Source organism: Microcoleus sp. B5-D4 (assembly GCF_036705145.1).
In the GTDB taxonomy this organism is placed as follows: Bacteria; Cyanobacteriota; Cyanobacteriia; order Cyanobacteriales; family Microcoleaceae; genus Microcoleus.
Map to the genome: position 1 here is coordinate 1 of NZ_JAUBTV010000081.1, position 18,141 is coordinate 18,141.

Sequence of the window (18,141 nt, forward strand, 5' to 3'; positions counted from 1 at the left end):
GTTAGACTAAAAAAAGCTTTATGGCTTTGATTTTTGAAAAATACCAGTAAGATAATCACATCTGCGGAATGTGGGTTCTAATGAACAACTAATGGGAGCTGATCGCATTCTGTCCATTCGTAGAAGAAACACTCAAACAATGGCTTGGGCCAGGAGTAGCGATCGCCCTTTATCTCAACCAAAAAGCGATCGCTTCCCCAAAGAAAAGCGATCATTTTCCCTGAAATGAAAGAAAAATTCTTCAACAATGATTTGTCCCAGGAAAAGCGATCGCCATCATCCAAAATGACCAAATCATCCTCTGTGAAGGCTTCGGATTAAGAAATGTAGAGCAGAATTTACCCGTTACACCGGAAACCGTTTCCCCATTGCCTCTTGCACCAAAGCCCTCACCGCCATGACTATCGGCTTGCTAGTGGATGACGGTCAATTAGATTGGGATCGATCGATTCGAGAGTTTTTGCCCAACTGACAATTGCAATAGGAAACCTATTTTTTTTGAAAACAATCGGTCAACCCTTTACTGCGTGTGGGGTTGACCGATTGTTGTTGTCCCGTCAGGTCAAGCTTTGGTGTCAATAAGCTGAAATATCTCTGTAGGCAAACCGAGCCAAAAGCTTAAATTCAAAGGGGTTCAGGATTTTCGTTGCCCCTTGAACCCAATCGGCCCTTCTCCAGCATAAGTCATGCTGCCAGTCAGAGTTTTACCACCGTCATCAGATTTTAGGTTTAGTTCGACCACATTTTGGTTAGCGCGGGAACCGATCACCCATTTGCCTCCTGGATTCCAAGGTGCAGTAGCCCCTCCCCATTGGTTCTCAACTGTGTAAGTATTACTGTCAGAGCGGGTAGCTCGAAAGCCAATCGGCCCTTCTCCAGCATAGGTCATGGTGCCGTTGAGGGTTTGTCCGCCATCAACAGACTTAACATTGATAGCGACAACGTTCTGGTTAGTGCGACCACCGATCGCCCATTCACCTCCTGGATTCCAAGGCGCGGTAGTCCCTCCCCATTGGTTCTCAACCGTGTAAATATTACTAAAGAAGGTAGCTCGAAAGCCAATCGGCCCTTCTCCAGCATAGGTCATGCTGCCAGTCAGAGTTTTACCACCGTCATCAGATTTTAGGTTTAGTTCGACCACATTCTGGTTAGTGCGGGAACCGATCACCCAATCGCCTCCTGGATTCCAAGGTGCAGCAGCCCCTCCCCATTGGTTCTCAACTGTGTAAGTATTACTGCCAGAGCGGGTAGCTCGAAAGCCAATCGGCCCTTCTCCAGCATAGGTCATGGTGCCGTTGAGGGTTTGTCCGCCATCAACAGACTTAACATTGATAGCGACAACGTTTTGGTTAGGACGACTACCGATTACCCATGTACCACCTTCATTCCAAGGAGCAGATGAGCCACCCCATTGATTTTGCACTTGGTATAACGTCATAATTTTCTTGATGTAGTAATATTGGTTGTTTCTACATCCTTAATACGATCTCAAAACCCAATTCGTGAATTTTTCGAGTTATCCAGAAGGATAGCTTTGCACGTACTGACTTAATTCCATTCGCTATCGCTTCTTTGTCACTTACCATTCAATCAGCTATCGGTTCACTGCATCAAAGAGACTTTTGATGAACAGCCAATGGAATCTGAGCCAATTTCGTTTATTATTAGAAGAAACATTCAAACAATGGCTTGTACCAGGAGTAGCGATCGCGATCGCACTTATCAGCATAATTACAAGATAGCCGAGAATTCGATCGCCCTTTAACATCACTCGTTTAATTATTTCGATCGCATTTTCGCCAAAATCCTCAAAAGTTAAGCGGAAAAACCCCTCGCAGCCTATAATCACCCGCTTCTCCCCCAAATCTCCACGCACAACAGCATCCTCGAAATAATCTGACATTTCCCGCACACTTACAGGTACGATCGAACTATTGTCATCGGATTTGAGATTGGGGATTGTCCCCATCAGTCAGCCTGCGCGTGGGAATGAATCCGGGGGCTGGTTTTTTTTTATTCAAAATCCCAAATCCCAAATCTCAAATCGGCATAGTCATTAGCCATTTGCCAACAGTCACATAATTGTTGACAATATTGCACAATAGATAAAATTGTAAATATATAGCACCTGCGTTTTTTTTGACCGCTTATGAATAGCAGATTCCTCGATCGACTCCACCACCCCTCGCGCCCCGTCATCGTCTTCGACGGCGCGATGGGAACCAACCTGCAAGTCCAAAACCTCACCGCAGAAGACTTTGGCGGCAAAGAATACGAAGGCTGCAACGAATATCTCGTCCACACCAAACCCGAAGCCGTCGCCAACGTGCACCGGGGATTCCTCGAAGCAGGGGCTGATGTCATCGAAACAGACACCTTCGGCGCTGCTTCCATCGTGCTCGCCGAATACGATTTAGCAGACAAAGCATATTATCTCAACAAAACTGCGGCCGAACTCGCCAAGGGTATCGCCGCCGAATTTTCCACACCAGAAAAACCTCGATTTGTCGCAGGATCGATCGGGCCCGGCACCAAATTGCCAACATTAGGACACATCGATTTCGACACACTCACCGCCGCTTTTACCGAACAAGCAGAAGGACTTTATGACGGCGGCGTTGACTTATTTATTGTCGAAACTTGTCAAGATGTGCTGCAAATTAAATCAGCATTAAATGCCATTGAAGAAGTATTTAAGAAAAAAGGTGCGCGAATTCCGTTAATGGTATCAGTCACAATGGAAGCCACCGGCACAATGTTAGTCGGTTCCGACATCAGCGCCGCCCTAGCCATTTTGCAGCCGTACCCGATCGACATTTTAGGCCTCAACTGCGCCACCGGGCCCGATCGCATGGCCGAACACGTCAAATACCTTTCCGAACATTCGCCCTTCGTCGTTTCCTGCGTTCCCAACGCCGGTTTACCCGAAAACATCGGCGGCCACGCGCACTACAAACTCACGCCAATAGAATTAAAAATGGCCTTGATGCGCTTTGTCGAAGACTTAGGCGTGCAAGTCATCGGTGGCTGCTGCGGCACCCGCTACGATCACATCCGCGAACTATCAGAAATTGGCAAAACTCTTAAACCCAAAATCCGCGAAATTACTTGGGAACCTTCCGCCGCTTCAATTTATAGCGCCCAACCCTACGAACAAGAGAATTCCTTCTTAATTGTCGGCGAAAGACTCAACGCCAGCGGTTCCAAAAAATGCCGCGATTTGCTAAACGCCGAAGACTGGGACGGTTTAGTCGCAATGGCGAGGGAACAAGTGCGAGAAGGCGCGCACATTCTCGATATCAACGTTGATTATGTCGGCCGCGACGGCGTGCGAGACATGAAAGAATTAGTTTCCCGCGTTGTGACTAATGCCACTCTCCCTTTAATGCTGGATTCCACCGAATGGGAAAAGATGGAAGCAGGCTTAAAAGTTGCGGGCGGCAAATGTTTGCTGAATTCCACTAACTACGAAGACGGAGAACCGCGTTTTTATCAAGTTTTGGAGTTGGCGAAAAAATACGGCGCGGGCATAGTTATCGGTACAATTGATGAAGACGGGATGGCCAGAACTGCTGACCAAAAATTTGCGATCGCCCAGCGCGCCTATAACGCCGCCGTCGCCTACGGAATTCCCGCCGAGGAAATCTTTTTTGACACCCTAGCTTTGCCAATTTCTACCGGGATAGAAGAAGACAGAAAAAACGGCAAAGCTACCATCGAATCCATCCGCCGCATCCGCCAAGAATTACCAGGATGTCACGTAATTTTAGGAGTTTCTAACATCTCCTTCGGCTTGAATCCGGCGGCGCGGCAAGTTTTGAATTCCATGTTTTTGCACGAAGCAATGCAAGCGGGGATGGACTCGGCAATTGTCAGCGCCAATAAGATTTTGCCCCTCGCCAAAATCGACACCAAACACCAAGAAATCTGCCGTAAACTGATTTACGACGAACGGGAGTTTGACGGCGATATTTGCGTTTACGACCCCTTGGGCGAGCTGACAACGGTGTTTGCGGGCAAAACTACAAAGCGCGATCGTACAGAAGACGCAAGCCTTCCGGTAGAAGAACGCCTCAAGCAGCACATCATCGACGGCGAACGCATTGGACTAGATATCCAACTCGCCAAAGCATTAGAAACCTATCCGCCCCTCCACATTATTAATACCTTCTTGCTAGACGGCATGAAAGTAGTCGGAGAATTGTTCGGTTCGGGACAAATGCAACTGCCATTTGTATTGCAGTCAGCAGAAACAATGAAAGCGGCAGTTGCCTATTTAGAACCGCACATGGAAAAGTCCGAATCCGGGGACAATGCCAAAGGCACATTCATCATCGCTACTGTCAAAGGCGACGTTCACGATATCGGCAAAAACTTGGTTGATATTATCCTATCAAACAACGGCTACCGAGTGATTAACTTGGGTATTAAACAGTCAGTTGACAATATCATCGAAGCTTACGAAAAGCACAAAGCCGACTGTATTGCCATGAGTGGCTTGCTGGTAAAATCCACCGCATTCATGAAAGAAAATCTGGAAGTATTCAACCAGAAAGGAATCACAGTTCCGGTAATTTTGGGCGGCGCGGCTTTGACTCCCAAGTTTGTACATGAAGACTGCCAAAATACCTACAAAGGTAAAGTCGTTTACGGCAAAGATGCGTTTTCCGACTTGCACTTTATGGACAAACTCATGCCTGCAAAATCTGCTGGTAAATGGGAAGACTTGCAAGGATTTTTAGATGAAATCGGGCATGATAATGGGGCGGTTAAAGAAGCTAAAACTGCGCCAGAAACTTCTGTAGAAGATGCGAAGAAAGCAGACACTCCTGTGGTGATAGATACCAGGCGATCCGAAGCAGTGGCAGCAGATATCGATCGCCCGAATCCTCCCTTCTGGGGAACGAAACTGTTGCAGGGAGAAGACATCCCCTTTGAGGAGATTTTCTGGCACTTAGATTTGCAAGCTTTAGTTGCCGGTCAGTGGCAGTTCCGTAAGCCAAAAGACCAATCGCGGGAAGAATACGACGCTTTCTTAGCTGAGAAAGTTTATCCCATCTTGGAAGAGTGGAAACACAAAATTATCACCGAAAATTTACTGCAGCCGCAAGCAATTTACGGGTATTTCCCCTGTCAAGCTGAAGGCAATTCTTTGCATTTGTACGACCCAGAAATTATGAAGGGCGGGCAAACAATAATCAGTGGCGGGCAAACAATAATCAGTGGCGGGCAAGATGCCCACCCCACAACAGAAAGTGGCACAGGCATCTTGCCTGTGGCTGCAACAGAAAGTGGCACAGGCATCTTGCCTGTGACTGCAACAGAAAGTGGCACAGGCATCTTGCCTGTGGCTGCAACAGAAAGTGGCACAGGCATCTTGCCTGTGGCTGCAACATTCACATTTCCCCGGCAAAAATCGGCGCGCCGGCTGTGCATTGCCGACTTCTTTGCGCCCAAAGAATCCGGTAAAATCGATGTATTTCCGATGCAAGTAGCGACAGTGGGAGAAATTGCTACAGAGTACGCGCAAAAGCTATTTGCTAACAATCAATATACGGACTATCTCTACTTTCACGGGTTAGCGGTACAGACAGCGGAAGCAATAGCAGAGTGGACTCACGCCCGAATTCGCCGGGAATTGGGCTTTGGTAGCGAAGAACCGGACAACATTCGCGATATGCTAGCCCAAAGATATCGCGGTTCGCGGTACAGTTTCGGCTATCCTGCTTGTCCGAACATGGGGGATCAGTATAAGCAACTGGAATTGTTAAAGTGCGATCGTATCAACCTCTACATGGATGAAAGCGAACAACTTTATCCCGAACAATCAACAACCGCAATTATCACCTATCACCCAGCCGCCAAATACTTCAGCGCTTAATTCGTAGGGTACGCTATAAGCACCTTTCTCTCGCTTTGATCGTTCATTATCCTCGTTCCCAGGCTCTCTCTGCCTGGGAACAAAGATCTGGAGGCTCTGCCTCCCTTTAAAAACCGGGATGCCGAGCCTCAAAAAATGCGTTTTCAGGTATAACCTGCCAACAATACAAAAATAGTTCACCAATTAAACCAACAAAAAAGCACCTTAAAAAAAGTGCTTTCATAAATATAAACTTTCCGTATCTGACGAAAATTTTATGAGTAATTCCGGGGAGTGCGCGCGCCGGCAGATGCTCCTACCATCGCAGCAACTAAACCCAATAGCGAGCCGAACAAAAACGACCAACCAGCTTTTGCAGCATTACCAGCAATATTGCGAGTATCCTGAGCAGATACGTTAGGTGCTCGGTTCGGCAAATCGACCCCGCTTTGCTGCGCTTGATTAAGTGCTTCTCCCGCATTCGCAGCTATTACGCCAAAAGTGCCGGCCACGCCATTTGCTAACAGCCAAGAGCCAATTGTTAAGGTAGTTGCCCACAAAATTGCTCCGTTCAAAAGTGCTGTGTTGCGGTTCATCGGGCCGCAAGCGCGAGCAGTTACCCAACCGCCAACTGCTAAGCTAATTAACAAACTGATAATTGACCAAATTCCAACGCCGGTACCCACGTCGCCTGAAATACTGCGCGGAGCTCCTGAATTAGCAATGTTGCTCAACCCGATCGCAGCGCCCAATGCACTTAACACCAGTTGTGTGCCGATCGCAATTACCAAACCTGAAAAAATCGGGCCCCAACGTACTCGATCGTGGTATTCCATCACTGAATTTACGACCACGGGTTCGGTACCAACGTTATCTACAGGTCTATTTACGTATGACATAGGTTTTTCTTTCCTCTGAGACTTGCTTTAATTTTTAACAATCTTTCACCTAAGCATTGATTGTGGCTGAGATTGATAAAAACTATATCTGCCTGGGGAAATAACCAGTATCTATGTCTGAAGAAAGAAACGAAAAAGTCATCAGCCCGCGCGCCAGTCGCTATTAGCTAATGACTGATGACTGATGACTGATGACTAATAACTATTTTATCCCGTTAGAAAAGTTCCCGCACGTATACAGGAAATGCGGACGTATAAAGGAAAGACAGCTTAACGCAATCTTACAGCCGTTCCCACGGCAGTAATCAGCAGCAAAGCCCCGCTGGAGTCTACATTAATCGTGCCGGTGTCCACTTCCACCCCGATTACGGCATTGGCGCCGAGGCGCTGGGCCCGTTTTTCCAGTTCCGCGAGGGCATCTCGCTGTCCTTTGAGAAACACTTCCTCGTAACTGCCGGTGCGCCCGCCGATGATGTCGCGAATGCCCGCGAAGAAGTCTCGCAGGGCATTGGTGCCGTAGACAACCTCAGCAGTTACAATTCCCAGGTAAGATTGAATTTCTGCTCCTTGGATGATATCAGTTGTTGTTACAATCATCAGTTGGCCTCAATCGCGAAAATTTTGAGTGGGTCTTGTTCTGTAGATTTACTACATCTCCCCGCTCAAACATTCCTGGTAAACCCTAAGCTGTCAGCTTAACAAGGTGACAGCCACTCGCTCTTTCATTCCACACACTCTTTGAAACAAATGGCCGTGTACAAACAAAGTCTCTTGGTATTCAGTACGTTGCTAGTAGCAGGATTGGCTGTCGCAGCGCCGCAGATAGCGCTCTCAGCAGAAACAGTCGTTCAAGTCAACCCTCAAAATGATTCAAATTTAGATGCTCTGCTGCGACAAGGGCGCGAGTTGGTAGATTTAGGAGACTACAGTAAGGCGATCGCCATTTATCAGGAAGCGGCGCGTTTAGATACGGAAAATCCGCGCATTTTTTCTGGTATTGGCTATTTAGAAGCCCGTCAGGGCAACTATCAAGCCTCAGTAGAATTTTACCAACAAGCGATCGGTCTTGAACCGAAGAATGCTGACTTCCAATACGCATTGGGATATGCTATGGCGAATTTGCAAAACTATCCCGCAGCAGCCACAGCTTACCGCCGCGCCGCTGCGCTCGATCGCAAAAATGTCAATGCCCGGATCGGTCTGGGAGTGGTACTCTTTCAGCAAAAAGATTACAGCGGTGCTTTTAAAGCATACCAAGAGGCGATCGCCCTCGATCCGAAAAGTTGGCAAGCTTATTCTTCAATGGGTTTAGTATTGATCCAGCAGGGAAGTTTTGCCAGTGCTGTCACCGTACTCCAACAAGCAGCCGAACTCGCTCCCAAACAAGCCGGTGTCCAGTTAAAATTAGGCACTGCTTTGCTGCGTGCCGGCTATACTTCCGAAGGGCTAGCAGCTTTTGAAGAAGCTGCCAAATTGGAGCCCCGGAATTCAGAAGTGCAGTTAGAAATTGGCGAACTTCTCAAGGCTCAAAACGACTTCGATGGAGCGCTTATAGCTTATCAGCGGGCTATTGCGGTGCGACCTAATTTAGTGGAAGCACACGCAGGAATTGGGGAAATTCAACTGAAAAAACAAGATTTTTTAGGAGCGATTACCACTTTTCGTCGAGTGATTAAGCTTGATCCAAACCGGGCAGAAGCTTATTACAATATGGGTACGGCACTCAAAGCGCGCGATCGCAAATCCGAAGCAATTGAAGCTTTTCAACAAGCCCTCGACACTTACCGCCAACAAGGCAACAATGATGGTGCAAAAAAAGCTGAGGCGGCGCTCCAGCAACTAAAGTAATATGTCTCAATGTACTAATAGGTAATTGGCTAGCAGTTTTGAGTGTGGAGTAAGTAATTTTCCTAGGGCTTAACTCCTTCAACCCGCCTTGTTGCAAGGAAAGAAGCAATCTCAAAACTGTTTCTATTCCCTATTGCCTAGGCCCCTTTCCTGTTCCTTCTTCCTTCTTACTTCGTTTGCTTAAGTTTTTAATTGAATGCAGATAAATGTGGCTAAATAGAGTACAATATTGGCGCGATTGGAGAAGGGCGATCGCTCTGTAAGTTTAAGAAGAAATAAGGGCGATCGCACAACAGCATTTTGTCAAAGCTCCATCTTTTGTAATATGCTAAAAAGGCTTACTGACAATGAATCTATTTCTATTGGTAGAGACGGCAAAGTTGTTAACATTTGTAAAATGAGCAAAATATCCTATCCCCAGAGCTTCATCTATGCAAACGTATGACGTGATTATCATAGGAGCAGGTCACAACGGACTGGTCTGCGCCTCTTATCTGCTGAAAGCTGGATATACCGTCCTGTTGTTAGAAAAACGTTCGGTTCCCGGAGGCGCGGCCACTACTGAAGCTGCGATTCCCGAATTGCCGGATTTTAAATTCAACCTTTGCGCGATCGACCACGAGTTTATCCATTTAGGGCCAGTTGTAGAAGAATTAGAACTGGAAAAATACGGTTTAGAATATCTTTTCTGCGATCCAGTGGCCTTTTGTCCGCATCCCGATGGCAAATATTTCTTAGCGCACAAGTCCGTAGAAAAAACTTGTGCTGAAATTGCCCGCTACAACGAGCGCGATGCTAAAAAATATGCCGAATATACAGACTTTTGGCAGCGGGCTTTAGGGGCAATGGTTCCGATGTTTAATGCGCCACCAAAATCCATCATAGATATTTTGGGCAACTACGATATTTCAAAGATAAAAGATTTATTGTCAGTCATCGGTTCCCCCGACAAAACGCTGGACTTTATTCGCACGATGCTCACCAGCGCTGAAGACCTTCTCAACGAGTGGTTTGACGAGGAATTTATCAAAGCACCCCTAGCAAGATTAGCCGCAGAACTCGGCGCGCCTCCTTCGCAAAAAACCCTGGCGGTAGGCGCAATTATGCTAGCAATGAGGCACAATCCCGGCATGGCAAGACCGCGCGGCGGGACGGGTGCATTAGTGCAAGCGCTGCTCAATTTAGTGAAAAGCTATTCAGGTGTGGTACTTACCGACCAGCACGTCGAGAAAATATTAGTTGATGATGGTCGCGCTGTGGGAGTTCGAGTTGCTAACGGCACGGAATACCGCGCTACAAAAGGTGTCATTTCTAATATTGATGCTAAGCGCTTGTTTCTGCACTTAATGGACTCCAGCGATGTTGACAGTGCTGACCCGGATTTGCGGGAAAGATTGGAGCGCAAAATTGTTAACAACAACGAGACTATTCTCAAAATAGACTTAGCTCTCAATGAAATGCCCAAGTTCGATCGCTGGAATCATCGGGACGAATATTTAATCGGTTCGGTTTTAATTGCCGACTCGGTGAGACACGTTGAAATTTCTCACAGCGAGCCTTCAATCGGCAGAATCCCTGACTCCGATCCGTCGATGTATGTGGTGTTTCCGACGGTACGAGACCCGTCAATGGCTCCTCCCGGACACCATACAGCTTGGATTGAATTTTTTGCTCCTTACATGATCGAAAATGCTGAAGGAACCGGCCAGCACGGTACGGGTTGGACGGATGAGCTGAAAAACAAAGTTGCCGATCGCTGCATTGATAAATTAGCAGAATACGCGCCAAATATCAAGAATTCAATTATCGGCCGTCGCGTGGAAAGTCCGGCCGAATTGGGAGAGCGTTTGGGGGCTTTGAAGGGGAATTATTACCACGTTGATATGACGCTGGATCAGATGATATTTTTCCGTCCTTTACCGGAGTTGGCGAATTACAAAACGCCGATCGACGGTTTGTTTCTGACGGGGGCGGGAACGCATCCGGGCGGCTCGATTTCGGGGATGCCGGGACGCAATACTGCTCGCGTTTTCATGCACTCGCAGCAGCCTTTCGCGCAGACTTTCGCAGATGCAGCTAATACTCTGAAAGCGAAGGGTAAGTCGATATTTCGGAGTAATGAGAAGTAAGATTTTTAGCAACCGCAGATGAGGGCAGATGAACGCAGATGAATCACATCTGCGTTTGTTTGTATTGATTTATCAGTGTGCAAGTGCGATAATTTTTTCTGGTTGATTCCCTGTGAAGGGAAAACGATTTGCGATCGCTATTAATACCATTTAGTCCTGGACGCATAAATACCAAAGAAACCGGGTTTTTACCAGTTTTAAAGGTCTGGATACAGTATTTTCGCAAAAACCCGGTTTCTGACCACCCCTGCGTCCAGGACTACCCTTTTTAAATCTGGTGCATCTTTCGCGAGCGCTGGCGGTGGTTCACGTTCCCTCTAATCTGTTAAAATATTTTTGCATCCGAGAGCATATTCCATTGATAAAATTCTCAATTCTCAATATTAGAAGAACAAGTTAACGCGGAAGGCATTTTTAAACTTAGTGTCGCAGCCAAACCTCTAATGAAAGCAGAACAGGCAAGTCCCTGGTAGAAGTCGCTCCCCATCGGCATATCAGGGCGATCGCCACCGATCCCCACCATCTCGCATTCTCATAAAATTCATACTTTATGTGGATGAAAAGACCGGTCCCAAGTTGAGAGACTGAAAGATGGCGTTACCCTTTTTTTAGCGATGGCAAACCGAGTTTTGATTGTCGGCGGGCGGGGACGAATTGGCAGCAGCGTTGCCCAAGACCTTGTTACCCATACCGACGCGGAAATTACCGTTACTGGACGCAACTCTGAAGCCTCTATTGGGCCGGGGTTGCCGCCGGATCGGGTGCAGTACCAAACTTTTGATTTAGCGGACAGTGCAGCCCTGCAAAAAGCAGTTTCACAGTCTAATCTTGTCGTTCACTGTGCGGGGCCTTTTCACTACCGAGACGCTGGCGTGCTGAAAACTTGCATCGAAGCAGGTGTTAATTATACTGATGTCAGTGACAGCCGCAGTTTTACTCGCAGGGCTTTAGAATTGCGCGAAGCCGCTAAAAATGCTGGGGTTACTGCTATTATTAATACGGGCATTTTTCCCGGTGTTTCTAACAGCATGGTGCGCCGAGATGTGGAACAATTAGATGAAGCAGAACACATCCATTTGAGTTATGTAGTCGGAGGTTCGGGCGGTGCTGGTGTTACCGTCATGAGAACCACTTTTTTAGGCTTGCAAACGCCTTTTGAGGTTTGGGCAGACGGCAAGTGGCAGCAAGTACAACCCTACAGCGATCGCGAAACGATTGAATTTCCCGCACCCTACGGCAAAACAGGGGTTTACTGGTTCGATATGCCGGAAGCAATCACTTTGCCCGAAACTTTCCCCGTCAAATCAGTTGTGACTAAATTCGGTACGTCTCCCGACCTTTACAATCACCTTACCTGGTTTGTTGCCAAGTATTGGCCGGCTAGCTGGCTCAAAAATAACTCTGTGATTGAATTTCTCTCCTACGTCAGTTACGGGATGACCAGTGTTACTAATAGTTTTAGTGGGGTTGGTGTGGCAGTGCGATCGCAAGTGACCGGTCTCAAAAACGGTCAACCCGCTAAAGTTTGCTCGACAGCGATACACCCCAGTGCTGCCGTCGCTACGGGCATTGGTACTGGCAGCATAGCTCAATTAATGTTAGAAGGAAAGCTGGATAAACCAGGCGTTTGGTCGGTCGAACAAGCTCTTTCTACTGAGCTATTTGAACGAGCTATGCAGAACAGAAACCTAGACATAGAGCAGGTTCTTTTGTAGTTACTTAGGTTATTTATAGAAATTTAAAATGTTGGAAAATGGGATGTTTTCCCGCTCGGCGAAGACGCGAAAGACGCGCGAAAAAAGAAGAGTCAGGGGCTTCGTAATTGATGGGAAAACCCCTAGATAGGGTTCTTCGGAAGAATTGCGATCGCCCCTGATAGGAGAGGAGTTCCGCTTGTCTAACTAATCTATCTTTTGGTAGAAGTAATAGTAACAAGCAGGCGCCTAAGATATGGGATGTCACGGGAAACATCCCTTTTGGCTCGCTCTAGATGCGGTAGCTGCGACAAAGATTGCGCTTGAACCAAGGTTGTAAATGTGCGATCGCAGTGAAGGGGCGACAAACACCATAATTTTTGCGGAAAAATACGAGGAGAAGTTGATATGAAGCGGGTTTTAAAAGCTCTCGGAAAAACATTGAGCCAAAGCATTTTGCTGGTGTGTACGCTGGCTTTCATTGGTCTGCTAAGTCTAGCGGTAGTACCCAGTCAGGCTGCTTACGCAGGTCAAGACAGAACTCAGGCGCCGCCAGAAGCTAAAATGACTGACCCCGCAGAAAGTTTCGAGGATCTCAATCCCCAAGCAGCTTACGATGAAATAGTCAAAACCTCTCAAAATCCTGCCAAGGTTGAGAAAGCTTACGACGAAAGCTTAAAGGAGTACAAGGGAGAACACCCGCAAGAAGGCATAGTTCAAAAAGCTGAAGATTTGATCGAAAAGGTCACGGGCAACTAATAAATCAAGAGATTTATATCTAACTCAAGTTGCTGGTAAATACACAGCTTCAGTGAGTAGACAATTGAGCCGAGTTCAGAACTCACTTGAAAATAATTATCTAGGGTGCGCCTCGGCGCACCTTATTGCTTGAGAGTAGCGTGTAAAACTCGTTTTTGAATCGAGAACTATGTTCTCATTTCCCTCCTTTTGAAGCTAGCAGCTTCATCCTTAAGGCAGATGAATAAATATGAATTTAAAAGCTAAGTTTAATAATAGTTACATTTAGATAAAAGGAAAAAAATATCATGAGCGATGACAAAAAAACGGTACATGAACCTGATGCTAACCTAGACCCGATTTCCGGGGAAAAGGGAGCTCATCCAGTCGCAACGGGTATTGGTGCGGCGAGTGCGGGTGCTGCGGGTGCTGCGATCGGCGGTGCCATCGGCGGGCCTGTAGGAGCAGTTGTGGGCGCTGTTGTGGGTTCGTTTAGCGGCGGTTTGGTGGGCAAAGGTGTGGGCGAGGCGATCGACCCCACGGTAGAAGATGCTTACTGGCAAAGCAACTACAGTTCCCGTCCTTACGTGGACACGAACACGACTTACGAAGACTATCAGCCTGCATACCGCACTGGTTATGAGGGATACACCCGCTATGGCGCTACTGGTAAGAAATACCACGAGATCGAACCGGATTTGCAGCGCGACTACGAAACAAATCGCGGCAAGTCTAATGTGAATTGGGAAAAAGCTAAGCACGCCACGCGCGACGCTTGGGATCGGGTGGAACGCGCTGTTCCTGGTGACATTGACAAAGACGGCCGCTAAAGGCATACGCCAAGTATTTCTCAGTCTTGCAGACACACAAACTCAAGCGTTCCGGTTATTTTTAGCCGGGTACCGGAATGGAGAAGTGTTTGATCAAAAAAAACCCGGCTGCTGCGTTTTGGACTGTTGTTGAGAGGTTGCAAAGTTTTTAACGCGAGTTTAGCGAAGTTTTTGGGGATTTTCAGCCCCTCTCTACATCGGAGAGGGTATTTTTATGCTCCCTTGAAATCGCATTTTTTAGCACGATTTTTATTTCACAGGACTGTTCGCTGTAAGAACTCGCTAGAGACGTAGAGGCTTTGCTGTGCGGGACGATCGCACTCCTAATAAACGCTTTTTACAAAATTGGGATGCTTCCGTTTGAGATTAACATTTTTTTTTAACTATTAGCCTTAAAATTAAACTTATTCAGGACTGAGGCATCGATCGCAAATTTTTGTCACTGTTCGCGATGCGCTTTCTTCAATCGCAGCCGGATCGTAAAGCGTCGGTGGCTTCAAGTCCGATAATTGTTAATCTAAATCCTCTCATTCAAAATTGGTATTACTTGTGGATGAAATGCTGGAAAGAGCTTGGACACTCAAGCAAAATTTAATTGACTTTGTTCTAGATGCTGAGGGAGAGTTGGCGGTAGCTTTGGAAGCTTATGCTGCAGCTCGATCGACCGGCGAGCGCTACGATATTGCTCAGCAAAATCAAGTGATTGACAGTTTTACAGTCGAGGGTAAAGTCGGAGAGAAAACGCCGATCGACCTATTTGTCGAAAGTCAGCCAGATTTAACCGAGAGCGATCGTAGCTTGCTGGAAAGTTGGGAGCACAGAAGCTTCACAGGCTTATTTGAAATCACTCAACTTTTCCCCGACAGGTTTGAACTGATGAACTGGCTGACGGCAAAGCACTACGTTGTCAAGCCCAACAGTCCTAATTTTCTTGCAGAAATGTCTCGCTTTAAGTTAGGAGAAATCTTGCGGGCTCGGATTTCTCCCCTCACCGATGACTGGTGGATACTTTCGAGCTCTCCCATCCTGATGGGGAAATTGGGTAAGCCGAAGTTGGCGGTGGCGATCGGCAATTTCAAGCAAAATCACAAACAGAACCTGTACAGCGATGCGCCGGAATTGTTAGAGCAAGCTTGGCAGTCGGTAGAACACTACCACGAAGATTTTACCGAATTTTTTGGTAGTGATGAATTGACGCTATCGGGGTATCACCTGAATAAACAGTTGGCTGAATTTCAGGAATTCATCACTAAAAAACGCCTAGCGGATATCGGCGTTGATGGAAGTAAATCTCTGGCGGATATCGTTGAAGATGCCGGAGTCGATCGAGAAGAAGTCAAAGCAGCAGCCATCGCGGCAGCAGGTGCCGATGCTAACGCAGTTGAGGTAATGCTCGACAGCAATGCTAGTGCAAAAATGGTAATGCCGAAAGTCGAATTGCCCGATCGCTTCAAGAAAGCTGAACAGGTGAGTGCACTTTCTCATCCTCGCTGGGGACAAACCTTTTTGTCTACTTACGCTCAATTTACTGCACTGCTAGCAGCCGCAGACTTTTCAACCGTTCCCGGTTACGAAAAGCTGGTGCGTAACTATCTAGAAGATCCTGCAATTAATGTCTGGATTTGGCAACGGTTAGCTAAAGTTAATCCAGCGAAATTAGAACAAATTTTGCAAACTGTATTGGAACGTACAGACTTTCAGCTCGATCGCGATTTAGATGCCTTGCTGCAAGAGTTTAAAAAACCCTTAGAACCCGAACTCCCGGAAATTGCCAGCGTTCCCGTACACCTGCACAACTTATTTCAGGAAGCTTTAGGCGAAGTTAATAAGTCAAAGTCTAAACCGCAGGAGAAAAAGAAAAGCTCTAAAGGCTTTAAATCCTAAGCAACTAAGTTCGTGGCATACTGCTATGCCCTAATGCGCCGGCTTGGCCAAGGGATACTCGATGAGATTGCCGCAGCCAAGGGAAAGCAGGAAGAGAGTGGCAATTTCAAGTATGAGTGCGATCGACCCTAGCCATTTTGGGCGCGTTAGTCTGCATCCCTCGGATAATAAACCATTAAACAAGCTCACAGCTAGCTGTGAGCTTATTGCCCGGTAATATAACTCAAATAGCTTTGCAGTCAGGACTTTAGTTTTTCTTCACCGCGATCGAAAGAACTGAAGTCCTTACTACAAACACTTTTTTTTAATCTTCAACTCGTCGGACAGCCATGCGTTGCAGCGGCAGGCTGAGTATGCTAGAAGCAGTCAACAAGTAAGAAAGAACCGTAGTCAGCTTCAAACTGAGCAATAACCAGCTATCCTCTGGTAGGTGAAGTTTCAGCCCGAAAAAAGAGATGCAGTACACTATCCAGTAAGTAAAGCTCATCTTGATGAGGATTTCCTCGCTCAAAGTGCGCTCGTCCGTTGGCTGCGAGTTGCGATTATCACCCAGCAGGACTAGACCCGCAATAGAAGCCACAAAAGAAACCATAACGAGATAGTCATGCCAGTTAAGCTCAACCATTTCTAAACTCCGCTTTTATCCGAATTTTTGGAATCAGACATCAGTCTAAAGGATAAGTTTTCCCGGTCAAAGCAATAGTTACAAATTGAAACAGCCGCAGTTACAAATCGCAATGAAAATCAACCGCAACCACCAGCCACAGGCTCGTTTAGTCAGTCGCCAAGGACAATTGCCCTTAAATATTGTTAAGTTGGGAGTACCTCGCCTGCATTTTGCCGACCTCTACCACAGGCTGCTAACTCTTTCTTGGCCGCGATTTTTCATACTCATTTGTCTCTCCTATACAGTCACAAATTCTTTATTTGCCTTAGCTTACTTGGCGGGAGGAGATTGCATTGCTAACGCGCGGCCGGGTTCTTTCCAAGATGCCTTTTATTTCAGCGTGCAAACAATGGCGACGATCGGCTACGGCGCTATGTATCCGCGCACGGATTACGCTAATACTATAGTCGCGATCCAAGCGCTTTTTGGTTTGTGGGGAGTAGCGATGGTGACGGGACTGGCTTTTTCGAGATTTTCCAGACCAACAGCTAGAGTTATCTTCAGCCGCGTAGCTGTGATCGCTCCTTTCAACGGCGTTCCGACTCTGATGTACCGCACGGCAAATCAGCGTTTTAACCAAATTTTAGAAGCGCAGCAGCGAGCTACTTTGATCCGTGACGAGGTAACACCGGAAGGAGAATTTATGCGGCGTTTTTACGATTTGCAATTGATGCGGAGTCACTCTCCGGTTTTTGCCTTAACTTGGACGGTTATGCACGCAATTGACGAGAGCAGTCCTTTGTACCAACTTACTGCCCAAGACTTGATGGAACAGCAAGCGGAAATTGTAATTACTTTAACAGGAATTGACGAAACAGTTTCGCAAACTATTCATGCGCGACATTCTTTTGTTGCCTCGGAAATTATGTGGAATATGCGATTTGTAGATATTCTTTTGAAATCGGCGACGGGAGGGCGGGTGGTTGATTATACTCGGTTTCACGATGTGAAGCCTGTGGAATGAAAGTTTGGATTGAGCCAGTGCTAGAATACCTGTATGGCAAAACAAATTAATATTTATGAACTCAATAACTGCAAATACGACACTGAAAGAATTGCAACCGCAACTCTTAGCTTTAACTCCCGAAGAGAAGGCTCAAGTTATAGAATTACTAGCCCAAAGTTTAAGAAAATTTGGGTCGGGAATTCAAAAGACTCCCGGCGTGTGCGGCGGCGATGCTTGCATCAGACAAACGCGAATTCCTGTTTGGGTGCTGGTGAATGCTCGCCGTTTAGGTATTTCTGAAGCTGAACTCCTAGAAGACTATCCGACTCTGCGTGCCGCTGATTTGGCGAATGCTTGGGCTTATGCTGAGGCATATCCTGATGAGATTGAAACAGCAATTAGAGAACAGGAAGAGGCATAAACAGTGACAGATATTTATACCGCGATCGCACAAAGCATTAAAACTGAGATATTTTACCATTTTAAATCAGGCTTTTATGAACGGGCAAGATGCCCGTTCCACAAAGAATGAATTTCTTGTGGAACGGGCATCTTGCCCGTTCTTGAAAAAAGAATGAATTTCTTGTGGAACGGGCATCTTGCCCGTTCTTGAAAAAAGAATGAATTTCTTGTGGAACGGGCATCT

The 18,141-nt window shown here is 46.8% G+C and carries 15 protein-coding genes; 10 read left to right on the forward strand and 5 right to left on the reverse strand.

The window, feature by feature from the left end; genetic code table 11:
* The first annotated feature begins 367 nt into the window (after positions 1–367).
* Positions 368–472 (forward strand): serine hydrolase, encoded by a 105-nt coding sequence (locus tag QUB10_RS34320; protein ID WP_445300833.1) that lies wholly within the window; start codon positions 368–370, stop codon positions 470–472.
* Positions 473–634: 162 nt separating this feature from the next.
* On the opposite strand, the gene QUB10_RS27155 is transcribed toward QUB10_RS34320, so the two are convergent.
* The gene (locus QUB10_RS27155) at positions 635–1,438 is read right to left on the reverse strand and encodes a lectin OAA family protein (protein ID WP_333206283.1); all 804 of its coding nucleotides are present in this window, start codon (positions 1,436–1,438) and stop codon (positions 635–637) included.
* Between the two features lie 156 nt (positions 1,439–1,594).
* Positions 1,595–1,969: a hypothetical protein gene (locus QUB10_RS27160; protein ID WP_333206284.1), complete on the reverse strand. Its 375-nt coding sequence runs from the start codon at positions 1,967–1,969 to the stop codon at positions 1,595–1,597.
* Between the two features lie 180 nt (positions 1,970–2,149).
* Here QUB10_RS27160 and metH point away from each other — a divergent pair, with 180 nt between their 5' ends.
* On the forward strand, positions 2,150–5,881 hold the full coding sequence (gene metH / locus QUB10_RS27165) for a methionine synthase (protein ID WP_333206285.1): 3,732 nt from the start codon (positions 2,150–2,152) through the stop codon (positions 5,879–5,881).
* Between the two features lie 254 nt (positions 5,882–6,135).
* On the opposite strand, the gene QUB10_RS27170 is transcribed toward metH, so the two are convergent.
* Entirely contained in the window at positions 6,136–6,759 is a 624-nt protein-coding gene (locus QUB10_RS27170; protein ID WP_333206287.1) for a hypothetical protein, read from the reverse strand.
* A gap of 270 nt (positions 6,760–7,029) precedes the next feature.
* Positions 7,030–7,356, reverse strand: coding sequence for a YbjQ family protein (locus QUB10_RS27175; RefSeq protein ID WP_172184303.1), 327 nt, complete (start codon positions 7,354–7,356; stop codon positions 7,030–7,032).
* Between the two features lie 150 nt (positions 7,357–7,506).
* Between QUB10_RS27175 and QUB10_RS27180 the strand changes: the two genes are divergently transcribed.
* The 6 genes from QUB10_RS27180 to QUB10_RS27205 all read left to right on the forward strand — a co-directional run bounded on the left by QUB10_RS27180 (position 7,507) and on the right by QUB10_RS27205 (position 15,882).
* Positions 7,507–8,607: a tetratricopeptide repeat protein gene (locus QUB10_RS27180; RefSeq protein ID WP_333206289.1), complete on the forward strand. Its 1,101-nt coding sequence runs from the start codon at positions 7,507–7,509 to the stop codon at positions 8,605–8,607.
* A 431-nt stretch (positions 8,608–9,038) separates the two neighbouring features.
* On the forward strand, positions 9,039–10,736 hold the full coding sequence (crtO, locus tag QUB10_RS27185; RefSeq protein WP_333206290.1) for a beta-carotene ketolase CrtO: 1,698 nt from the start codon (positions 9,039–9,041) through the stop codon (positions 10,734–10,736).
* 614 nt (positions 10,737–11,350) lie between these two features.
* Positions 11,351–12,451 carry a saccharopine dehydrogenase NADP-binding domain-containing protein gene (locus tag QUB10_RS27190; RefSeq protein WP_333206291.1) on the forward strand — a complete coding sequence of 367 codons (1,101 nt, stop codon included), beginning with the start codon at positions 11,351–11,353 and terminating at the stop codon, positions 12,449–12,451.
* 387 nt (positions 12,452–12,838) lie between these two features.
* On the forward strand, positions 12,839–13,189 hold the full coding sequence (locus QUB10_RS27195; protein WP_333206292.1) for a hypothetical protein: 351 nt from the start codon (positions 12,839–12,841) through the stop codon (positions 13,187–13,189).
* Positions 13,190–13,476: 287 nt separating this feature from the next.
* Positions 13,477–13,998, forward strand: coding sequence for a hypothetical protein (locus QUB10_RS27200; protein ID WP_333206295.1), 522 nt, complete (start codon positions 13,477–13,479; stop codon positions 13,996–13,998).
* Positions 13,999–14,547: 549 nt separating this feature from the next.
* Positions 14,548–15,882, forward strand: a complete 1,335-nt coding sequence (locus tag QUB10_RS27205) for a hypothetical protein (RefSeq protein WP_333206297.1) — start codon at positions 14,548–14,550, stop codon at positions 15,880–15,882.
* A gap of 304 nt (positions 15,883–16,186) precedes the next feature.
* On the opposite strand, the gene QUB10_RS27210 is transcribed toward QUB10_RS27205, so the two are convergent.
* Entirely contained in the window at positions 16,187–16,507 is a 321-nt protein-coding gene (locus tag QUB10_RS27210) for a hypothetical protein (RefSeq protein ID WP_333206298.1), read from the reverse strand.
* Between the two features lie 112 nt (positions 16,508–16,619).
* Between QUB10_RS27210 and QUB10_RS27215 the strand changes: the two genes are divergently transcribed.
* Both QUB10_RS27215 and QUB10_RS27220 read left to right on the forward strand, forming a co-directional pair.
* Positions 16,620–17,513 (forward strand): ion channel, encoded by an 894-nt coding sequence (locus QUB10_RS27215; protein ID WP_333206300.1) that lies wholly within the window; start codon positions 16,620–16,622, stop codon positions 17,511–17,513.
* A gap of 55 nt (positions 17,514–17,568) precedes the next feature.
* Complete coding sequence (locus QUB10_RS27220) at positions 17,569–17,916, forward strand: DUF433 domain-containing protein (RefSeq protein WP_333206301.1); 348 nt, start codon at positions 17,569–17,571, stop codon at positions 17,914–17,916.
* The last annotated feature ends 225 nt before the right edge of the window (positions 17,917–18,141 follow it).

Coding starts and splice junctions, on each gene's coding strand:
- QUB10_RS27190 (WP_333206291.1), top strand. CDS start 11,351: ATGGCAAACCGAGTTTTGATTGTCGGCGGGCGGGGACGAATTGGCAGC.
- QUB10_RS27210 (WP_333206298.1), bottom strand. CDS start 16,507: ATGGTTGAGCTTAACTGGCATGACTATCTCGTTATGGTTTCTTTTGTG.
- QUB10_RS27195 (WP_333206292.1), top strand. CDS start 12,839: ATGAAGCGGGTTTTAAAAGCTCTCGGAAAAACATTGAGCCAAAGCATT.
- QUB10_RS27160 (WP_333206284.1), bottom strand. CDS start 1,969: ATGGGGACAATCCCCAATCTCAAATCCGATGACAATAGTTCGATCGTA.
- QUB10_RS27170 (WP_333206287.1), bottom strand. CDS start 6,759: ATGTCATACGTAAATAGACCTGTAGATAACGTTGGTACCGAACCCGTG.
- QUB10_RS27180 (WP_333206289.1), top strand. CDS start 7,507: ATGGCCGTGTACAAACAAAGTCTCTTGGTATTCAGTACGTTGCTAGTA.
- QUB10_RS27175 (WP_172184303.1), bottom strand. CDS start 7,356: ATGATTGTAACAACAACTGATATCATCCAAGGAGCAGAAATTCAATCT.
- metH (WP_333206285.1), top strand. CDS start 2,150: ATGAATAGCAGATTCCTCGATCGACTCCACCACCCCTCGCGCCCCGTC.
- QUB10_RS27155 (WP_333206283.1), bottom strand. CDS start 1,438: ATGACGTTATACCAAGTGCAAAATCAATGGGGTGGCTCATCTGCTCCT.
- crtO (WP_333206290.1), top strand. CDS start 9,039: ATGCAAACGTATGACGTGATTATCATAGGAGCAGGTCACAACGGACTG.
- QUB10_RS27215 (WP_333206300.1), top strand. CDS start 16,620: ATGAAAATCAACCGCAACCACCAGCCACAGGCTCGTTTAGTCAGTCGC.
- QUB10_RS27220 (WP_333206301.1), top strand. CDS start 17,569: ATGAACTCAATAACTGCAAATACGACACTGAAAGAATTGCAACCGCAA.
- QUB10_RS27200 (WP_333206295.1), top strand. CDS start 13,477: ATGAGCGATGACAAAAAAACGGTACATGAACCTGATGCTAACCTAGAC.